General features: G+C 72.7%; 15 protein-coding genes. 9 read left to right on the top strand and 6 right to left on the bottom strand.

Annotation, left to right across the window (positions count from 1 at the left end):
- Positions 1-167: 167 nt before the first annotated feature.
- The gene (locus ACFZCP_RS36380) at positions 168-602 is read right to left on the bottom strand and encodes an SSI family serine proteinase inhibitor (protein WP_391436933.1); all 435 of its coding nucleotides are present in this window, start codon (positions 600-602) and stop codon (positions 168-170) included.
- A 336-nt stretch (positions 603-938) separates the two neighbouring features.
- Here ACFZCP_RS36380 and ACFZCP_RS36375 point away from each other — a divergent pair, with 336 nt between their 5' ends.
- Positions 939-1502, top strand: a complete 564-nt coding sequence (locus ACFZCP_RS36375) for a hypothetical protein (RefSeq protein ID WP_391436928.1) — start codon at positions 939-941, stop codon at positions 1500-1502.
- A gap of 303 nt (positions 1503-1805) precedes the next feature.
- Positions 1806-2975, top strand: coding sequence for an alpha-hydroxy-acid oxidizing protein (locus ACFZCP_RS36370; protein ID WP_391436924.1), 1170 nt, complete (start codon positions 1806-1808; stop codon positions 2973-2975).
- An 84-nt stretch (positions 2976-3059) separates the two neighbouring features.
- On the opposite strand, the gene ACFZCP_RS36365 is transcribed toward ACFZCP_RS36370, so the two are convergent.
- From ACFZCP_RS36365 to ACFZCP_RS36355, 3 genes are all read right to left on the bottom strand, one after another.
- Positions 3060-4757 (bottom strand): ricin-type beta-trefoil lectin domain protein, encoded by a 1698-nt coding sequence (locus ACFZCP_RS36365; protein WP_391436921.1) that lies wholly within the window; start codon positions 4755-4757, stop codon positions 3060-3062.
- Positions 4758-5215: 458 nt separating this feature from the next.
- Positions 5216-5593, bottom strand: coding sequence for a toxin Doc (locus ACFZCP_RS36360; protein WP_362690396.1), 378 nt, complete (start codon positions 5591-5593; stop codon positions 5216-5218).
- 3 nt (positions 5594-5596) lie between these two features.
- Complete coding sequence (locus ACFZCP_RS36355) at positions 5597-5836, bottom strand: hypothetical protein (protein ID WP_362690399.1); 240 nt, start codon at positions 5834-5836, stop codon at positions 5597-5599.
- Between the two features lie 265 nt (positions 5837-6101).
- Here ACFZCP_RS36355 and ACFZCP_RS36350 point away from each other — a divergent pair, with 265 nt between their 5' ends.
- The 4 genes from ACFZCP_RS36350 to ACFZCP_RS36335 all read left to right on the top strand — a co-directional run bounded on the left by ACFZCP_RS36350 (position 6102) and on the right by ACFZCP_RS36335 (position 9793).
- Complete coding sequence (locus ACFZCP_RS36350) at positions 6102-6608, top strand: methylated-DNA--[protein]-cysteine S-methyltransferase (protein WP_391436912.1); 507 nt, start codon at positions 6102-6104, stop codon at positions 6606-6608.
- A gap of 14 nt (positions 6609-6622) precedes the next feature.
- Positions 6623-7345 (top strand): 2OG-Fe(II) oxygenase, encoded by a 723-nt coding sequence (locus ACFZCP_RS36345; RefSeq protein WP_391436908.1) that lies wholly within the window; start codon positions 6623-6625, stop codon positions 7343-7345.
- A gap of 94 nt (positions 7346-7439) precedes the next feature.
- On the top strand, positions 7440-9062 hold the full coding sequence (locus ACFZCP_RS36340) for a multicopper oxidase domain-containing protein (RefSeq protein ID WP_391436903.1): 1623 nt from the start codon (positions 7440-7442) through the stop codon (positions 9060-9062).
- A gap of 395 nt (positions 9063-9457) precedes the next feature.
- Positions 9458-9793, top strand: a complete 336-nt coding sequence (locus ACFZCP_RS36335; protein ID WP_391436898.1) for a hypothetical protein — start codon at positions 9458-9460, stop codon at positions 9791-9793.
- A 109-nt stretch (positions 9794-9902) separates the two neighbouring features.
- Here the strand turns inward: ACFZCP_RS36335 and ACFZCP_RS36330 are convergent, their stop codons facing one another.
- A complete protein-coding gene (locus tag ACFZCP_RS36330; RefSeq protein WP_391436894.1) occupies positions 9903-12995 on the bottom strand; it encodes a glycoside hydrolase family 2 TIM barrel-domain containing protein in 3093 nt (1030 codons plus the stop codon).
- A gap of 265 nt (positions 12996-13260) precedes the next feature.
- Between ACFZCP_RS36330 and ACFZCP_RS36325 the strand changes: the two genes are divergently transcribed.
- Positions 13261-15645, top strand: coding sequence for a SpoIIE family protein phosphatase (locus ACFZCP_RS36325; RefSeq protein WP_391436889.1), 2385 nt, complete (start codon positions 13261-13263; stop codon positions 15643-15645).
- Here the strand turns inward: ACFZCP_RS36325 and ACFZCP_RS36320 are convergent.
- A complete protein-coding gene (locus ACFZCP_RS36320) occupies positions 15639-16187 on the bottom strand; it encodes an RNA polymerase sigma factor (protein WP_362690420.1) in 549 nt (182 codons plus the stop codon). The two genes, ACFZCP_RS36325 and ACFZCP_RS36320, sit on opposite strands and share 7 nt — an antisense overlap.
- A 47-nt stretch (positions 16188-16234) precedes the next feature.
- Here ACFZCP_RS36320 and ACFZCP_RS36315 point away from each other — a divergent pair, with 47 nt between their 5' ends.
- Complete coding sequence (locus ACFZCP_RS36315; RefSeq protein ID WP_391436884.1) at positions 16235-17623, top strand: protein kinase; 1389 nt, start codon at positions 16235-16237, stop codon at positions 17621-17623.
- A 197-nt stretch (positions 17624-17820) separates the two neighbouring features.
- Positions 17821-18534: a DUF4232 domain-containing protein gene (locus tag ACFZCP_RS36310; RefSeq protein ID WP_391436879.1), complete on the top strand. Its 714-nt coding sequence runs from the start codon at positions 17821-17823 to the stop codon at positions 18532-18534.
- Positions 18535-18591: the final 57 nt, after the last annotated feature.

The raw sequence follows: 18591 nt of genomic DNA, 5'->3' as shown, positions 1-18591 counted from the left end.
GGGCCCCCCACGGGCCTGCCCGGGGAGCGGCTGTGTGCCCGGGAACGGGAGGGCGGCCCCACTCCGCCCACCAGTCCCGGTGCGAGATCGCGGATCCCCGCTCCAGGGGGCCGCACTCCCCAGTTGCGGACCTGATCCGGCGCTACGGTGATCCTGCGATCCCGGTCTCAGAACGCGAAGACGCTGCTGTCCAGAGCGTCCTTCACGCAGGTGTTGCCGAAGGTGCGCTCGTAGGAGACGCGCTTGCCCTGCCAGACCCCCTGCACCGTGACCACGACGGGGTCGTACAGCTTGGTGCACCACACGTCGGCACGGGGCTTGAGGGCCGCGAAGTCGCCGCCGACGCCGCGCAGTTCCGCGCAGGCCTGGGCTGCGGCCGGGTGGGTGCCGGAGGCCGTCGGGGCGCAGTTCAGGGTGACGGCGCGCTCCGGAGTTGCCGTGACCGCGTTGTCGCCGTGGCCGGTGGTGAGCACCAGCGACGAAGGGGCGTAGAGCGACGACGGGGCGGCGTCCGATGCAGCGGCGGCGGCCCCGATCAGGGGTCCGCAGACGGAGGTGGCCGTGAGGCCGAGGATCGCTGCCCAGCGCGCGGGGCTCCGCATTGTATGCATCCTTCCGCTCGAAAAGACGGGTGCCCACTCCGGCTCGGTCGACGCCGGAGCGGCGAGCGCCACTCTGCCGAGTCCGCCTCCGAAACACACATCCCACCCACAGCTTTCAGTAACCTTGCGTGTTGAAGCAGTGGCGTGAAGTCACAGAATTCGAGCAGTTCGACCGCCGAACTGAGCGGTTCTTGATCGCCGAGAGCGTTCCCATGGCCGAAAACGACCGCCTCGTTAATAGGCCTGAAACATTCCGCCTTCATCCCTCAGCGAACCCCTTCACGACCTCTTCACCACTCCTTGCGTTCATGGAGGTCGCAGAGTAATGCTCATTACATGATTACAACCGAGCAGAAAGAGAAGCTGCGCGGCTGGTTCGCCGGCCGACTGCCCGACGATCTCTTCGAGGAACTGGCCGAGGTGACCGCGGACCGCGAGGAGATCACCGTGATCGGGCGCGTCCCCGAGCCACGGCTCGCCGAGGGGGCCTCGGACGCCGAGCGGGAGGCCGCCGTCAAGGCGCGGATCCAGGAGTTCCGGGAGCGCACCCGCGACACCCGCATCGAAGTGGCCCGCGAGGCCGAGCACCTGTTCCGCCGGAAGGTGTCGTGGGGCGTGGTGTGCGGCGCTCAGCGCGCCCTGTTCACACACGTCGCGGCGCCGGTGATGACCAGGCTGCGGCAGCCCGAGCGGCAGGTTCTGGACACCCTCATCGCCGGCGGCGTCGCACGCAGCCGCAGTGACGCCCTCGCCTGGTGCGTGCGCCTGGTCCAGCGCCACACCGACGACTGGCTGAGCGAGCTGCGCGAGTCCCTGGAGCACGTCCAGCGGGTCCGGGCACAGGGACCGGACGCCGAGGAGGTCGCCGATTCCGCCGGCGACGACGACGCGGACGACTGAATCGTCCTCGGACAGGGGTCTTCGCCGGCGCCGCACCCGGTTCTCGCTGTCCGTCGACGAGGTCGCCGTGACCTCGGCGAGCATGGTGTTTCCTGCTCGATGCCATCGCCTTCACCGGTCGCTTCGACCCGTCGTACGCCGCGGGGTTCACCTCCCCGGCGGACGCGGCGGCGCCCTCGCCGCTCGGCCCTCGTCCACCGGCGCGGCCCTGATCGTGCGCGTCCGGGGGCGCCTGTGCACCGCCGCGGCCGACCCGTATCGTCGGCCTGCAGCGCACCCAGGGACGAGCGGCGGGAGGGCCGAATGGCCAAGCACTGGGCGGACTTCCAGTACGAGATCTATCTGAACGGGATGTCGGGTGCCGTGCCTCGGCTGCCCACCGACCTGACCCGGCTGGAGGAACTGGCCGAACACCGGCTGGGGCCGGGCCCGGTGGGATATGTGGCGGGCAGCGCGGGCGACGGCAGCACGGCCCGCGCCAACCGGGCCGCCCTCGCCCGGCGCCGGATCGTGCCGCGCATGCTCAGGGACGTGCACGAGCGCGACCTGTCGGTGGAGGTGCTGGGCCGCGCCCTGCAGGCGCCGCTGGCGCTGGCTCCGGTGGGCACCATATCGATCATGCATCCGGACGCCGAGTCCGCAGTCGCCCGGGCGGCCGCCGCGCGGGGCGTGCCGTTCACCCTGTCCTCCGCCTCCAGCACACCGATGGAGCAGGTGGCGGAGGCGATGGGGGACGGGGAGCGGTGGTTCCAGCTGTACTGGGGCAAGGACCGCGAGGTGACCCGGAGCTTCCTGGCCCGCGCGAAGGCCGCCGGGTTCACGGTGCTGGTCGTCACGCTGGACACGCCGATACTGGCGTGGCGGCCCCGCGATCTGGACCAGGCGTATCTGCCGTTCCTGCACGGGGTGGGCACCGCCAACTACTTCACCGACCCGGCCTTCCGGGCCGGCCTGGCCAAGCCCGTGCACGAGGATCCGAACGCCGCGGTGATGCACTTCCTCGGCCTGTTCGGGGACGCGAGCCACACCTGGCCGGACCTCGCCTTCCTGCGGGAGCACTGGGACGGGCCGATCGTCCTCAAGGGCGTTCTGCACCCGGACGACGCCCGGCTCGCCGCGGACGCGGGGATGGACGGCGTGGTGGTCTCCAACCACGGGGGCCGGCAGGTGGCCGGCTCGGTCGCGGCGGCCGACGCGCTGCCCCGCGTCGCGGCCGCGGTCGGTGACCGGCTTGCCGTGCTGTTCGACAGCGGGGTGCGCACCGGGGACGACGTGTTCAAGGCGCTCGCCCTCGGCGCGCGGGCCGTACTGCTCGGACGCCCGTACGTCTACGGGCTCGGACTGGACGGACAGGCGGGCGTCGAGCACGTGATCCGCTGTCTGCTGGCGGAGTTCGACCTCACCCTCGCCCTGGCCGGACACGCCACGCCCGGCACGGTCACCGCGGACGACCTCGACGAGACGGGCGTGTGAGGTCCTGCCGCCGTACCGGTGCAGGAGCCCTCGCGGACGATGGTCCCGTTCGCAAGGGCTCCTGCTCGGTCGTCCTCCGCCGGGCTAGGCGCCCTTCACGGGCACTCCGGCCGGATGTGCGGGGGGCCGGTCGCTGCCGGCTATCGACAGGGAGCCCGAGCCGGCCGACGGCCCGTCGGTCAGCCAGCGCTGCCCGGCGGAACGGTCGCGCACCTTGACGACGATGTCTGCTCCCGTCTCCTCGCCGGCCGGGGCGAGGGCGAGGCTCTCGTCCCAGCGGGGCAGCAACTCGCCCCGCACGGTGAGGTCGTAGCGCACGTCGTCCTTCCGCTGCGCGCCGGCGGCGGAGCAGGTGCCGAGGATGACCACGCCGGCGTCGGCGTGGGAGTCCAGGCACAGACCGGAGCCGGCGCCGTTGCGCAGCAGTCCGTCGGCGTCGTACGTCCACTGCTGTGTGGGCGCGGCGGAGCAGGCGGCGAGGACCGCGTCCGCGCCGACGGCCGGCTTGCCCTTGATGTCCAGGCACAGGTCGGCGGCGGCGTTGTGCAGCCGGGTCGGCCGGCCGGCCGAGGGCAGGCGCGCCGTTCCGGGCGCCGTGGCGGAGGCGGGCGGTGACGGGGCGTCGGTGCCGCCCGCAGCGCCCTTGGAGGCGACCGGGTCGGTGCCGTCGCCGCCGTCCGGCCAGAGGCTGATCACCAGGACGGTCGCGAGCAGCCCGGCCGAGGCGACGCCGACGCCGGTGAGCAGCGTCCTGGACGACCAGCCGGCCCGGTCGGCCCCGCGGGCGCGATGTGCGGGCGCCGGGATCCCGTCGGGCCCCCCGGACGCCGCGCCGCCCCGCCGGCGACCGCCGGGCACCTGGATACGGGCCAGCAGCCCGGGCTTTCCGCCACCGCGCCGGCGTCCGCCACCGCGGGAGGTGCTGCGGGTGCGGGCGGGGCCCGGGCCGCGGCGGCCGGGCCGGGAGTCGAGGTACCGGCGGGCGCCCCAGCCGAGGACCGCTTCGGCGAGCAGCACGCCGGCCCCCGCCTCCATCTGCCCCAGTTGCTCGGCGGCGTACCGGCAGTACGGACAGGCGTCGAGATGCTGCCGGACGTCGGGCAACAGGGGGCCGCCCCGGCGGATCGGCCCGTCGAGAAGACGGTTGTAGTGGCGGCATTCGGTACTCGGCGCAAGTTCCCGGTGGGCGCGGACGCAGCCTTCCCGGAAATTCTCGCGGGCCTGTTCGAGTGCGACCCCTGCGCTGTCGACGTCCATGCCGAGCAGCCCCGCGGGGATGTTTATCGGCTCTGCCTCGACCTCGGCATGCCACAGCAACGCCTGTTCGAGCCGGGGAAGGCTGTGGAATGAACGTTCGGACAGTGCACGGTTTTCCGGTATCAGGGACTTCGCGGTGCGCATACCGCGGCCCCCGGCAGGTTTCTGGAGACCGGGCAGCACGGCGGCTATTCGGTCCGTCGCCGCCCAGTTCAGGACCGTGTCCCGCACTGCCACGAGCAGGCGGGGCCGCAGCGCGTCGGCTCCTTCACCGAACGCGAGCCGGTCGAGAACCTGGTGGAAGGCGGTGGCAGTGACCATGTGGGCGAGAGGCCCGGGTGCGGCCAGACAGATGACCGCGTAGTCCTGCACCGGCTGCCAGTGCCGGGCCATCAGCAGTGCGGCGGACCGGGCGGCCTCCGCGTCGGAGCCGGCGCGCAGGGGCGCGGCGACGGACTCGTCGGACTCTCCGGGATCGCTGCCGGGAGGTGGATAGGGCGGACAAGGGGGGTGGGGGGTGGGCACGGAGCGGATTCCTTTGATGCGTGTGGTGCGTCGGTGCGAACCTTCGGGCCGCGTGCGCGGGGAGCGGAAATTCACCGGCACCGTGTCGGTCCGGTTCCCCAACTGCCGAAAGAACACCGGCCGTTATCCCCCGCACGAGTGTTTCAACCCTTGCACAACTTCCACACACGCAACAAGGCGCGCGTAGGACATCAGCCGGTTTGAAAGAAAGTCAGAAATCCGGCGCAGGGCCAGGTCCGGTACGCGGGTTTCCGGCATTGTCCGCGCCCCGTGTGAAGGGCGCGCACGCACCGGTGGATCGCGCGCGCTCCCGGGTCGCGCGCCCCGGGAGTGGGATTCCGGCCCTTCTCGGAAGGCCCGCGCAGAACGGCGGCTCTCCTGCGCGAAGCCGGCCGCCGGCCCGTTCCTCCCGCCCCCGGCCGGCGGCCCCGGCGGCTTCCCCCGCCGGCCGGGCGGTGTCAGATCTGCCAGGAGCGGAGCCGGTCGGCCGCGCCGTACACGTCGGTCTTGCCGGAGATCAGGTCGCGGGCGAGGTCGACGAGGGCGCCGTAGGGCGGGTCGATGCCGGCGCCGCTGGTGAACATGTAGGCCACGGCGGTGGCGCAGGCGAAGCGGGCGTTGGCCGCGGGCAGCGGCTTGAGGACGGCCAGGGTGTGCAGCAGGGCCGCGGCCCGCCAGGCGGGGTCGGAGTCCACACCGAGCCGGGGCGGGTCGACACGATGCCGGGCGACGGCGGCGACCAGCGCGGAGAAGTCGTCGACCGTGGGCTGGTCGGGCAGGACCTCCTCGTGGCGCTGGAGCAGCCACGGGACGTCGATATGGATGACGGAAGGCATCGTTCAGGCGGCCTCGCCCTTGACGGGCGGCTCGTCGTCCGGGAACGCGGCCGCGAACTCCGCGGCATGCGCGGTGAAGAAGCTCCGGAAGGCCTCGGCGCCCTCCTGCAGCGCCCGGTGCCGGGCGATGTCGGCGGCGGCGGCCTCGCGCACGAGCGCCTTCATCGACGTACCGCGCTCCTTGGCGATCTGGCGCAGGTCCTCAAGTTCGCGTTCGCTGAACTCCACGTTGAGAGCTGGCATGCCCTCACGGTACCGCGAAGGTACTTACCCGTAAATACAACCAGGTCAAGCCACCTCTCCAGCGGTACCTGCGGGGCACGAGAGCCAGGTCCGATTTCCGCCGGTCGCCGGGCGGCGGGAGCAGCAGACTCGACAGCGGACCCGCAGACCCGAGGGGCCGGCACAGACCAAGCGCCCCGCAGACCCGGCGGATCCGGCGGACCCGCACGGATCCAGCGGACCCGCAGCGACCCGCCCGGCCGCAGAGACCACCCAGGAGGACCCGATGACCACGCACACCGTCCACACCACCTGCGCGAGCCCGCTCGGAGAACTGCTGCTGACCGGTGAGCGGTCGGACGGCCTCACTCTCGTCTCACTGTCGCTTCCGGGGCAACGCGGCGCGCCCGCGGTGCGGGCGCAGGACCGGGACGACCGGGCGTTCGCCGAGGTGCGCCGTCAGCTCGACGCGTACTTCGCCGGCCGTCTCACCCGCTTTTGCCTCCCGCTCGCCGTCACCGGCACACCGTTCCAGCGGCAGGTGTGGCAGGCCCTGGAGGACATCCCCTACGGCGCCACGACCAGCTACGGCGACCTTGCCGCGCGGCTGGGCGTGCCCCGGGAGGGGATCCGCGGAGTGGGAAGCGCCCTCGGCGCCAACCCTCTGCTGCTGGTGCGTCCCTGCCACCGGGTGATCGGCGCGGACGGCTCGATGCGCGGGTACGCAGGCGGCGTGCAGCGCAAGGTGTGGCTGCTCACCCATGAGGGCGCGCTGCAGCCGACGCTCGTATGAGAGAGGCAGGAGCCATGGAACTGACCCGGGCCGAGGCCGGCCGGCGCGCCGCCCGCACCGACTGGACCTCGCTCGCGGCCGGGCTGGACGAGCTCGGCGGCGCGCCCACCGGCCCCTTGCTGACGCCCCACGAGTGCGCCGGGCTGGCCGCCCTCTACGACGAGCCGGACCTGTTCCGCACCACGGTCGACCTGGCCCGGCACCGGTTCGGGTCGGGTGCGTACCGCTACTTCACGCACGACCTGCCCGCCCCCGTGGCCGCACTGCGCGCCGCTCTCTACCCGCACCTGCTGCCCGTCGCCCGGGACTGGGCGGCCCGTCTGGGCCGCCCGGCGCCCTGGCCGGACTCCCTCCGGGCGTGGCTGGAGCGCTGTCACGCGGCCGGTCAGGACCGGTCGGCGCAGATCCTGCTCAGCTACGGCCCGGGCGACTGGAACGCCCTGCACCGGGACGTGTTCGGCGAGCTGGTCTTCCCGCTCCAGGTGGTGATCGCCCTGGACGCGTACGGCACGGACTACACCGGTGGCGAGTTCCTGATGGTGGAACAGCGGCCCCGGGCCCAGTCGCGCGGGACCTCGCACATGCTGCGCCAGGGGCACGGTCTGGTGTTCACGACGCGGGACCGGCCGGTCCGGTCACGTCGCGGCTGGTCGGCCGGGGCGATGCGGCACGGGGTGAGCACCGTGCGGTCCGGGCGGCGGCGCACACTGGGACTGGTGTTCCACGACGCCGCCTGAAGCGGCGGGGCACCTACGGCCTCCGGCATCCGATCACCAGACGCGCCGCCGCAGATCCATCAGATATCAGCACAAAACGTGTCTTATTTCCTACATGCACACACCTTCGCGGCGTACCCTGCTTCGAGCCCCGATCGCTGCTGCCGGTGCGGGACTCCTGGCTGCCTGCACCGACTCCGGCTCCCATGCCCCCTCCGGCCCCGAGGGCGCGGCGGCCGCGGGGAGGGACTTCGTTCCGCCGGGGCCCAAGGGATATGTCGACCCGTCGGGTCCGGAGGTCCGTGCCGTCGAGCGCGGACGCGGCAGCGGTCCGGTGCGCATGCTCAGGTTGACCGCCGCCGAGTCCACGCTGGACCTGGGCGGGCGGCACGTGCGGACCTGGGCCTACCACGAGATGCTGCCCGGGCCGCTGGTCCGCGTCACCGCCGGTGACGTCCTCAGCCTCACCCTCACCAACCGGCTGCCGACCACCACCACGCTCCACTCCCACGGCGTACGCCTGCGCTGCGACATGGACGGCGCTCCGGGCCTGACCCAGCAGGCCATCGATCCGGGGGCCGACTTCACCTACCGGTTCACCGTCCAGCATCCGGGGACGTACCTGCTCCACTCGCACGTCGGAATGCAGCCGGACCGCGGCCTGTACGCGCCCCTCATCGTCGACGACCCCAGGGAGCCGCTCAAGTACGACAAGGAATGGATCCTCGTCCTGGACGACTGGCTCGACGGCATCGACGGCTCCACCCCGGACGCCGTGCTCGCCCAGCTCAAGCCGGGCATGGAGGCGGGCGGCATGGCCATGGGCCCCGAGAGCGGCCGCTCCGCCGCCAACCGGACGGCGAGCCCGCAGGTGATGCACTCCCACAAGTCGAGCGGCCCGTCCCGCGTGCTGCACGGCTCGCACAGCCGCATGCTCCACGGGGAGGCCGGCAGCGTCAACTACCCCCTGTACCTGATCAACGGCCGGGTGGCCACCCACCCCTCGGAGTTCAGGTGCAAGCCCGGCGAGCGCATCCGGCTGCGCATCATCAACGCCGGCTCCGAGACGGCCTTCCGGGTCGCACTGGGCGGCCACGCCATGACCGTCACGCACACCGACGGCTATCCCGTGGAACACACGGAGACCGACGCCCTCCTGATCGGGATGGCCGAGCGCTACGACGTCCTCGTCACCGCCAAGGACGGCGTCTTCCCCTTCGTCGCACTGGCCGAGGGCAAGAACGGCCAGGCCCTTGCGATCCTGCGCACCGGCAAGGGAAGAAACGCTCCACCTGCCAACGTCCGCCCGGACGAACTGGAGGGGAAGATCGTGCCCGCCCGCCGGCTCGTGCCGCACGACTCGGTGGCCCTGGACGACCGCGAGCCCGACCGCGAGATGCGCATCAGGCTCACCGGCAACATGAAGCACTACAGCTGGGGCATCGACCACAAGACCTACGACGTCCGCGAGCGCCACCCGGTGCGCGCGGGCGAGCGGGTACGGCTCACCCTCGTCAACGCCACCGACATGTGGCATCCGCTGCACCTGCACGGCCACACCTTCGCGCTGACCGGTCTGGACGCGGTGGGGGCGCGCAAGGACACCGCGATCATCCTCCCCCACCACAAGATCGTCGCGGAGTTCGACGCCGACAACCCCGGCCTGTGGATGCTCCACTGCCACAACCAGTACCACTCGGAGAGCGGCATGATGACGGTCCTCGGGTACCGCAAGTGACGGCCGTGAAGGACTGAGGTCAAGGTGAAACTGAGGTCAAGGTGAAGGAGTAGCGAGAGCCCGGTGGCCGGTGGAGCGGGCACCGGGCCGGAACCTGCCGAGGGCCGGGACCCGGGCTCATCGGTGCCGCCGCCTCCGGGCGGGTGATCCGGGCGGTGCGCCGGCGACCCGGAACCCGCCCGGCCCTCGGGTGCACCCGCCCGGGACCAGGTCCGTGAGCGGGCGGCGCCCGTTTCCCTGGCGGTGCGGGGCGCGTGCCGGCATCGGCCGGCGTGGACGCGCTCCGGCCCTGCCTCGCCGGTGGTGGCGTTGCCGGCGAGGCGGGGAAGGGGGAGCGGTAGCGTTGCGGCATGACGTCAGGGCCGTCGCGGTTTCCGCCGTATCCGATTCGTGGCGTGCGCGTGCTGCACCAGAAGCAGAACTGCGCACCGCACTTCGCCGAGATCGTGGTGGATTTCGAACCCGCCGCCGAGGGCTTCGCGTTCGCCGTGGCCGCGGGCCTGACGGTGGACTACGACCCCGCCGCGGATCTGCCGCGGTTCTTCGCCGCGGCCGCCGCCGGAATCGAGGAGCAGCTGAGCCTGCCCGAGCACGGTGTCGTGGTGGCCACCAGGGTGGTGCTGCGGCGGGCCCACGCCATGACACACGGGTCCCACGAACTGGCCTTCAGGATCGCGGGCGCTCTCGCCGCCCGCAAAGCCTTGGAGCACAAGGCAGCGCCACCCGGCTGAAGGGCCGTACGGCGCCGGGCCCTTCGGGTCCGGCTTCCGGGACGTTCGGTGGTGTGCGCCTCGGCGAAAGTCCGCGAACGGCTTCCCGGACGGGCACCGAAGGGCGCGCTCAGACGTCGAGCCTGCTGATCCGTACCGCTCCCTGGGCCTCGCCCGGGTGGGCGCTGGTGAGCGTGAGCCGTACCCGCGAGCCGCGCACCGCGTCGAAGGCGATCACCGTGGGGCTGTCCGAGGCGGTGGCCCAGTCCGTGCGCGCGCCCGTCACCGGCACGTACCCGCGCCCGTCCCACACCGCCACCTCGGCCCGGGCGGGAAGGGCGTGCGTGCCGTCGGCGGTGAACGAGACCGCCACCCGGTCGAAGGTGCGGGTGCGCCCGAAGTCGACCGACACCCAGTCGCTCGGCCGGGCGCCGCCGAAGGCCGGGAGGAGGGCCGTGGCCGACTTGGCGAAGGCGTTCGACCAGCCGGTGGCCGGGTCGCCGTCGAGCATCGCGGCCGGCAGGGTGTCCTCGCGTCCCGAGTAGCTGGCGTCCGCGCGAGGGTGGTCGGGGGCGGCCACAAGGCCGGGGCCGAAGGCGGGCGCGGTGGTGGTCGCGGCGGAGCGTGCCGGTGTGGTGCGCACGCTCACCGTGCCCGTGCGCAGCCCGTCCACCCGTGCCGTGACCTTCAGGGTGCCCGCATCCGTGCCGGACCGGACGATCGCCAGCGCCTTGCCGTGGAACGCGGTCCTCGTACTGGCCTGGTAGCGCTCGGCGCTCTCCTCGCGGCCGTTGTCGACCCCGGCCAGGGAGCCGCCGCTCACGTCGAAGGCGATGAGGTGGTCGGCACCGGGTACGACCACGCCGTGCGCGTCCACGATCTCGGCGGTCACGAAGACCAGTGAACGGCCGTCGGCGGCAAGGGACTTCCGGTCGGCGGTGAGCCGTGCGGCGTGCGGGTCGCCCGCGGTGCGCAGGACGTCGGTGACGACCACCCTGCCGTCCCGCCGGGCCACGGCCTTCAGCTCGCCGGCCCGGTAGGGCACCCTCCAGGTCAGGTGCAGCTTGCCCGCGCTGCCGTTGGGACTGGTGTAACTGCCCGGGTGGGGCCCGTCGGTGAAGGTCTTGTCGTCGCCGGTGGCCTCGGTGGTCTCCAGATAGCTGCGGCCGTCGGTGGTCGTCTTGACGTCGAACTCCCGCACCCCCAGGGACTCTCCGTTCAGGAACAGCTCGACGGACGGTACTGTGGCGTACGCCCAGACCTCGACCGTGTCGCCCTCCTCGTGGTTCCAGCTCATCGGCAGCAGATGGACCATCGGCTCGGTGGTCCACTGGCTCCTGAACAGGTGGTACATGTCCTTCGGGAACCCGGCCGTGTCGACCGCGCCGAAGAAGGACGACTTCACCGGAAAGACGTCGTACGGGGTGGGCTCGCCGATGTAGTCGATGCCCGACCACAGGAACTGCCCGGCGAACCATCTGCGGTCCCGGTCCTTCTTGTGGCCGTACTCGCCGCTCATCGTCCAGGAGGCGAGGTTGTTGTCGTAGGAGGAGGTCTCGCGCCGGCCCGGTGTGTGGTTCTCGCCGGTGTTCAGGTGCTCCGGCTCCTGGTACGAGCCACGGGTCGAGGTCTCCGAGGAGGACTCGGACTCGAACAGGAACAGATGGGGGTACCTGGCGTGCAGGGCGTCGACCGACTTGGCCGTGTTGTAGTTCAGGCCGAGGCCGTCGAGCTTGGCGAGCATGCGGTCGGCCGGGGAACCGGTCGCGGGTACGCCGTGGTACTTGTTCGAGCCGATGACCACCGGGCGGGTGTCGTCGGCGGCCTTGATCGCCCCGATGATCCGGTCGGCCATGGCGAGCCCGGCGGTCGAGGTGGAGTCGGGGATCTCGTTGCCGATGGACCACAGGACGACGGCCGGCGAGTTGCGGGCGGCCAGCACCATCTCCGTGGCGTCCTTCTCGCACCACTCGTCGAAGAACCGTCCGTAGTCGTACCTGGTCTTGCCGGTCCTCCAGCAGTCGAAGGCCTCCACCATCATCACGATGCCCAGTTCCTCGCAGACCTGGATCATCTGCGGTGAGGGCGGGTTGTGCGAGGTGCGGAAGGCGTTGACGCCCATCGACTTCATGATCGTCATCTGCCGGCGCACCGCGTCGATGCTGACCGCCGCGCCGAGGGCGCCCTGGTCGTGGTGCAGGTCCACCCCCTTGATCTTGGTGGGGGTGCCGTTGAGCGAGAAGCCCTCGTCCGGGTCGAAGCGGTAGGTGCGGATGCCGAAGGGGGTGCGGTGGGTGTCGACGGTGCGGTCCCCGACGCGGAGTTCGGTGTGCAGGACGTAGCGGTGGCCGGGGGTGGTGACGTCCCACAGGCGTGGCTCGGGGACGGTCAGTTCGTGGGTCTCGGTGGCCTGCCCGGACACGGCGACCGTGGTGGCGGTCCGGGCTACCGTGCGGCCGTCGGGGCCGGTGATCCTGGAGCGGACCAGGACGTCGGTGCCGGTGCCGGACTCGTCGAGCACGGTGGTCGCCACCCGCACGACGGCCCGCCCGGCGTCGACCCGTGGCGTGGTGACGTACGTGCCCCAGCGGGCGACGTGCACGGGGTCGGTGATCACCAGGCGGGTGTCGCGGTAGATGCCGCTGCCCGAGTACCAGCGGCTACTCGGAAGCTGGTTGCGGACCTTGACCGCGAGCACGTTCGGTGTGCTGCCGTCGGTGTGCACCAGACCGGTGAGGTCGAGGGCGAAGCCGGTGTAGCCGTAGGGGTGGCGGCCGGCCTCGGTGCCGTTGCAGTAGACGTACGAGTCCATGTAGACGCCGTCGAACTCCACCGAGATCCGCCGGCCGGCGTACCCGGGCGGCAGGGTGAAGGCCAGCCGGTACCAGCCGAGGCCGCCCGGGAAGAAGCCGGTGCCGCTGGTGGTGCCGTGGTCCGTCGTGGGGGTCTGCTCGATGCTCCAGTCGTGCGGGACGGCGACCTCGCGCCAGGCGGAGTCGTCGTACCCCGGCTCGGCGGCCCGTGCGTAGGCGCCGGCCGGGTCGCTGATGTCGCCCGGGTCGGCCAGCGCGAAGCGCCAGCCGTCCCGCAGCGGGACGATCCGGCGTCCTGCCGCGGGCGGTCCGGCGGCCAGGGCCGCGGCGCCGGCGGCGCTGTCCAGGAGCGCTCCGGCCGCCGGTGCTGCTGTGGCTGCGACCAGAACCGATCTGCGCGTGACCGTCATGACGACTCTCCCTCATCAGGGCTCAGAAGTACTCACAACTGATCGTGACCAAACAGATTCTGACGGCCTGCCACACACGATCGTCAAGGGTGCGGAAGGGCACCGCTTCCCCGTGTGCCCCATCGGCCGGTTTTCCCCCTTGACCGTGTCCGCCCGGCGGACCCCGCCCTCGGGGGTTGCGGTTCGCGGAGGTCTCCGACGCACTACGCTGGGACGGAAGTGGTGCCACCTGTTCACTGTGAGTGTGCGCTTGGGAGCGGCGACGATGAGCCGGGTCTATCCGTTCGACGATGCGGCGACGGCCCGGGCTGTCATCGACGACGACGGAACGCTGGTGGAGTGGAACGAAGGCGCGCGGCGCCTGCTGGGCCACCCGGCCGACTGCGTCGTGGGCCGCCCCGCGGCCCGGCTGCTCGCCAGGGACGGCGCCGCCGTACCCGCGGGTGCGCGCTGGGAGGGGACGGTCGCCTTGCGCCACCGGGACGGCCGTACGGTCTCCGTGTGGCTGCTGGCCCACCACCGGCCGACCGGCGACGGCCGCGGCGGCGACTGGCTCGTGGTCACCCCGCTGACCGGCCGGGACCCGTCGGCCGCCGACGATCCGCTCGAACGGGCCGGCCTGATCCAGTCGCCGTGCGCCGTGGCCGTGTACGACGAGACACTGCGCCTGCGCCGGATGAACGAGGCGATGGCCGAGGTGCTGGCCCTGCCCGAGGAGCACCTGCGCGGCCTCAGGATCTCGGAGATCGGCGGCAAGCCGCAGAGCGAGGAGCTGGAGCAGAGCATGCTCCAGGTGCTCGGCACCGGCCGGCCGCTGGACGTCCAGACGTTCATGCGCAGCGGCGACGACGAGCGGGAGTACGCCTGGCTGGCCCGGATGGCACCGGTCACCGACGCCGAGGGCCGGGTGCGCGGCGTGTGCCTGGCCGCACACGACGTCTCCGACAACTACCGGGCCCGGCAGCGGATGCAGCTGGTGAACGAGGCGAGCGTGCGCATCGGCTCCACCCTCGACGTCACGCTCACGGCACAGGAGTTGGCGGACGTGTGCGTACCCGCGCTCGCCGACTTCGTCACCATCGACCTGCTGGACCCGGAGGAGTACGGCGGCGAGCCCCCGGCCCGCCTCACCGCCCCGGTGAACCTGCGCCGGGTCGCCCAGCAGTCCGTCCTCAGCGGGATTCCGGAGGCGGTGACCGAGCCCGGGCAGGTCGAGGTGTACCCGGCCCTCTCGCCGCAGGCCGACTCGCTGGTCGCCGGCCGCACCATCCGGGCCACGGTGGCCAGGGGCGACCTGGCCACATGGCTGACCTGGAGCGCCGCGCGCGGCCAGCGGGTGCGGGACTTCGGCATCCACGCGTCGATGTCGGTGCCGATCAGGGCGCGCGGGCTGACCCTCGGCGTCGCGGTGCTCACCCGCCACCGGCGTCCGGACCCGTTCACCGACGACGACATGCTGCTCGCCGAGGAGGTCACCGCCCGCGCCGCGGTCTGCATCGACAACGCCCGCCGCTACTCCCGCGAGCGCGACACCGCCCTCGCCCTGCAGCGCAGCCTGCTGCCCCGCACGCTCCCGCGCACAGCCGCCCTGGACGCCTCCTCGCGCTATCTGCCGGCGGCCCGGGCCGGGGTGGGCGGCGACTGGTTCGACGTGATCCCGCTGTCCGGGCTGCGGGTCGCGATGGTGGTCGGGGACGTCGTCGGCCACGGCGTCCAGGCCTCGGCCACCATGGGCCGGCTGCGCACCGCCGTCCGCACCCTCGCCGACATCGACCTGGCCCCGGACGAGCTGCTCACCCATCTCGACGACCTGGTGGTGCGGCTCTCGCAGGAGTCCGGCGGCGACGGCAGCCCCGGCGAGGTCGGCGCCACCTGTCTGTACGCCGTCTACGACCCGGTGTCACAGCGCTGCGCCCTGGCCCGGGCCGGGCATCCGCCGCCCGTGGTGCTGGAGCCGGGCGGCGAGCCCCGCCAGCTGGACCTGCCCGCCGGTCCCCCGCTCGGCCTGGGCGGGCTGCCCTTCGAGTCCGCCGAGGTGGAGCTGCCCGAGGGCACCGTTCTCGCCCTGTACACGGACGGTCTGATGGTGTCCCCGGAGCGGGCCGGGGGCGCCGCCCGGGCACTGCTGTACCAGGCGCTCGCCGGGGACCCGGACTCCCTGGACGAGACCTGCGACCGCGTCCTGCACGCCCTGTTGCCGGCCGCCGGGACGGCCGACGACGTTGCGCTGCTGCTGGCCCGCACCCGCGGGCTGGCCGCCTCCCAGGTGGCCACCTGGGACATCCCCGCCGACCCGGCGCTGGTGGGGCCGATCCGCAGACAGGTCGGGGACCGGCTGGAACGCTGGTCACTGAGCGGGATCACGTTCACGGCGGAGCTGGTGGTGAGCGAGCTGGTCACCAACGCGATCCGGTACGGCTCCCACCCGATGCGGCTGCGGCTGATCCACGACGCGGCCACGCTGATCGTCGAGGTGTCCGACACCAGCCACACCGCTCCGCACCTGAGGCGCGCCAAGATCTTCGACGAGGGTGGCCGCGGGCTGCTGCTGGTCGCCCAGCTCACCCAGCGCTGGGGCAGCAGGCACACCACGGAGGGCAAGACGATCTGGGCGGAGCTGGGGCTGCTGGAGCCGGAGGAGGATCAGTAGCCCCGCAGCCAGGGCCGTACCTGTTTGCGGGCCTCGTGGAGCCTGGACTTCAGGGTGCCGAGGGGGATCCCGATGCGCTCGGCGACCTCGGCGTACTCCAGCTGGTAGATGTCCCGGTAGACCAGGGGCGCCACCAGGTGCGGGGCCTCGCGCTCCAGCCGGTCCAGGGCCTCCAGCAGATCGATGCGGGAGCCCGCGATCACGCTGGTGGTGCGCGGGTCGACGTGCTCGGCGGGCTGGACGGCCACGGGCTGTTCGGCGGCCCGCCGCTTCAGCTCGCGGTACTTCTGCCGACAGCAGTTGGCGACGACGGTGTACAGCCAGGTGCTGAAGCGGCTGCGGCCCTCGAAGGCGGAGATGTGCCGGGCCACCTGGAACAGCACGTCCTGGGCGGCCTCCTCGGCGTCCTCCCTGCAGGGCAGGAAGCGCCCGCAGCGGCGCACCACCTCGGGCCACAGCTCGGCCAGCAGCCGGTCCAGGGCCGCTCGGTCACCCGCCGCGGCGCGCCGGGCAAGGTCCTCGGCCGTCGGCACGTCCTGCACGTCAGGGTCCCCCTCGGAGTCGATCTCAGGCCAGGCATGATAGTCCTATGCACTCCCTGGAGCGGATCGGCCGCTACCGCCTCGAACGACGTCTGGGCTCCGGCGCCTTCGCCACGGTGTGGCTCGCCCACGACGACGAGCTGCAGGCTCCCGTGGCGGTGAAGGTCCTCGCCGAGAACTGGGCGCACCGGCTCGACATCCGGGAGCGCTTCCTGTCCGAGGCGCGGCTGCTGCGCCGGGCCGGTTCGAGCCGGGTGGTGCAGGTCTACGACATCGGTGAACTGCCCGACGGCAGGCCGTACTTCGTGATGGAGTACGCCGACGGCGGCACCCTCGCCGACCTGCTGGCGGGCGGCCCGCTGCCGGTGCCCCAGGCGCTGTTGCTGACCGCGCAGGCCGCGCGGAGCGCCGCCGCGCTGCACGAGGCGGGCATCGTGCACCGCGACATCAAGCCGACCAACGTGCTGCTGCACACCGCCCCGGACGGCGAACGGCGGGTGCTGCTGGCCGACCTGGGGCTGGCCAAGAGCCTCGCCCAGGCCTCGGTGCTCACCCTGGCGGCCGGCTCGGCGGGATACCAGCCGCCGGAGCAGGCCGAGCCCGGGGAGGGCATCGACGCACGCGCCGACGTCTACAGCCTGGGCGCGGTCGGCTACGAACTGGTGACCGCGACCGTGCCCGGACCGCCTGGGAAGGTCGTACCGCCCAGGCAGCTGCGGCCGGACCTCGGCGAGGACGTCGAGCGGGCGCTGCTGCGCGCCCTGGAGCCGGACCGGGAGCGGCGCTGGCCCGGGGCGCAGGCGTTCGCGGCCGAGCTGGACCGGCTGGCGGCGGCCTCCGGCCCCGTGCGCCGGGGCAGTCGGCTCGACTCCGTCCGGGGGCGGCTCAACGTGGTGACGCTGTCCCTGGCCGCGGTGCTCGCCGCGGTGGCGGCCGCCGCCGGCGTGACCCTGATGCTCCACCGGCCCGGCGACGACACGGTGAAGGTGAAGGACGCCACCGGCCGGGTCACCGTCGAGGTGCCCGCCGGCTGGGCCCGTGAGGTGCGCGACTCCGGCTGGGACCCGCACGTGATCGGACTTCCGGCGGGACACGAGCCGGGCCTGGTGGTCGCCGACGACATCGCGAAGTGGTCCGACCTGAGCGTCACGGTCGACGGCGTGTTCGTCGGCGTCGGCGAGCACGGCGACGTCGGGGCCCGGGTGGCAGCCGTCTCCCATGCCGGCTGCCACTACGCGGGCAGCCGGACCTTCACCGGTACCGGCTGGCAGGGCACCGTCCGCACGTGGACCGGCTGCCCGGACGACGCCTCCCTCACGGAGTCGGCCGTGCGTCCCGCGAGCGGCCCGGCGAAGCCGCAGGTGTACGTCCAAGTGCGCGAGCGCGACGGAGCCACCGCGACCCAGGGCATCCTCCGCTCGCTCCGGGTCACCTGACGGATCACTCCGGGTCACCTGACCGACAGAACCGGCCGATAGTAAAGATTCAGCCAAAGCGGAGCACTGTCCGCCGAAAGGGCGCACAGTGCGCGAACTTTTCCCGCGGTGCGGGCATCGGAACGTGGTGACGGCGCAGCGAGCGCCGAAGGCACGCCCGAAGGGCGTGTCGTGATCATCCAGGAGTGTGGAGAGCCATGGCGCACCTGTCCCGGCCCTTGCAGCGCGGGGCCCTGCTCGCGAGCGCGATCGCCGTACTGGGTCTGCTGACCGCCTGCGGCAACGACCATGCGGGTGCTGGTCCGCGGTCGGTGTCCGGCACCGCCGCGCCGGCGACCGGCACCGGTTCGGCCTCGCCCTCGTCCTCGGCGCCCGGGTCCGCCACGGACACGTCCGCGGCCACCGGCACCGCGTCCGCCCACCCGAAGCCGGCCACCCCCTCGGCCACCGGCGCCTCCTCGGGCGGCACCGGCACGAAGGCCGGCAGCACCGGCAGCCGGTGCCACACCTCCGATCTGCGGGCCTCCGTCGGCCGCAACAACCCGGGCGCCGGCCAGGAGAACTTCCCCCTCGTACTCACCAACAAGTCCGCCCGGACCTGCACGCTGCGCGGCTTTCCCGGCGCCGCCTTCGTGAACGCCTCCGGCAGCCAACTCGGCCCGGACCCCAAGCGTGAGTCGGGCTCCGCGGCCGCGGTCACGCTCAAGCCGGGACAGAGCGCCTGGGCCGGCTTGACCTTCTCCAACCCGGAGGTCAGCGGTGCCACCACAGGAACGCCCAGCGCGCTGCTCATCACCCCGCCGGACGAGCGCGACTCCCTGAAGGTCGCGTGGACGGGCGGGACGGTCCCGGTGTCCGGGAACTCCTCCTCCGTCTTCCTGTCGGTGTTCAGCCCCGGAACCGGCGCCTGACCGAAGCCCCCGGCCAACCCCGCTGTCCGCATCCGGACAGCGGGGTTCGTCATGAGC

Source organism: Streptomyces sp. NPDC007971, from assembly GCF_042958635.1.
Lineage (GTDB): Bacteria > Actinomycetota > Actinomycetes > Streptomycetales > Streptomycetaceae > Streptomyces.
Note: the sequence above shows the minus strand (reverse complement) of the source record. Positions and strands in the feature narration are given on the sequence as shown.

Excerpts from the sequence above, each read along its gene's own strand:
- ACFZCP_RS36310 (WP_391436879.1), top strand. The coding sequence starts at position 17,821 with ATGGCGCACCTGTCCCGGCCCTTGCAGCGCGGGGCCCTGCTCGCGAGC.
- ACFZCP_RS36375 (WP_391436928.1), top strand. The coding sequence starts at position 939 with ATGATTACAACCGAGCAGAAAGAGAAGCTGCGCGGCTGGTTCGCCGGC.
- ACFZCP_RS36350 (WP_391436912.1), top strand. The coding sequence starts at position 6,102 with ATGACCACGCACACCGTCCACACCACCTGCGCGAGCCCGCTCGGAGAA.
- ACFZCP_RS36340 (WP_391436903.1), top strand. The coding sequence starts at position 7,440 with ATGCACACACCTTCGCGGCGTACCCTGCTTCGAGCCCCGATCGCTGCT.
- ACFZCP_RS36315 (WP_391436884.1), top strand. The coding sequence starts at position 16,235 with ATGCACTCCCTGGAGCGGATCGGCCGCTACCGCCTCGAACGACGTCTG.
- ACFZCP_RS36380 (WP_391436933.1), bottom strand. The coding sequence starts at position 602 with ATGCGGAGCCCCGCGCGCTGGGCAGCGATCCTCGGCCTCACGGCCACC.
- ACFZCP_RS36325 (WP_391436889.1), top strand. The coding sequence starts at position 13,261 with ATGAGCCGGGTCTATCCGTTCGACGATGCGGCGACGGCCCGGGCTGTC.
- ACFZCP_RS36345 (WP_391436908.1), top strand. The coding sequence starts at position 6,623 with ATGGAACTGACCCGGGCCGAGGCCGGCCGGCGCGCCGCCCGCACCGAC.
- ACFZCP_RS36330 (WP_391436894.1), bottom strand. The coding sequence starts at position 12,995 with ATGACGGTCACGCGCAGATCGGTTCTGGTCGCAGCCACAGCAGCACCG.
- ACFZCP_RS36370 (WP_391436924.1), top strand. The coding sequence starts at position 1,806 with ATGGCCAAGCACTGGGCGGACTTCCAGTACGAGATCTATCTGAACGGG.
- ACFZCP_RS36355 (WP_362690399.1), bottom strand. The coding sequence starts at position 5,836 with ATGCCAGCTCTCAACGTGGAGTTCAGCGAACGCGAACTTGAGGACCTG.
- ACFZCP_RS36360 (WP_362690396.1), bottom strand. The coding sequence starts at position 5,593 with ATGCCTTCCGTCATCCATATCGACGTCCCGTGGCTGCTCCAGCGCCAC.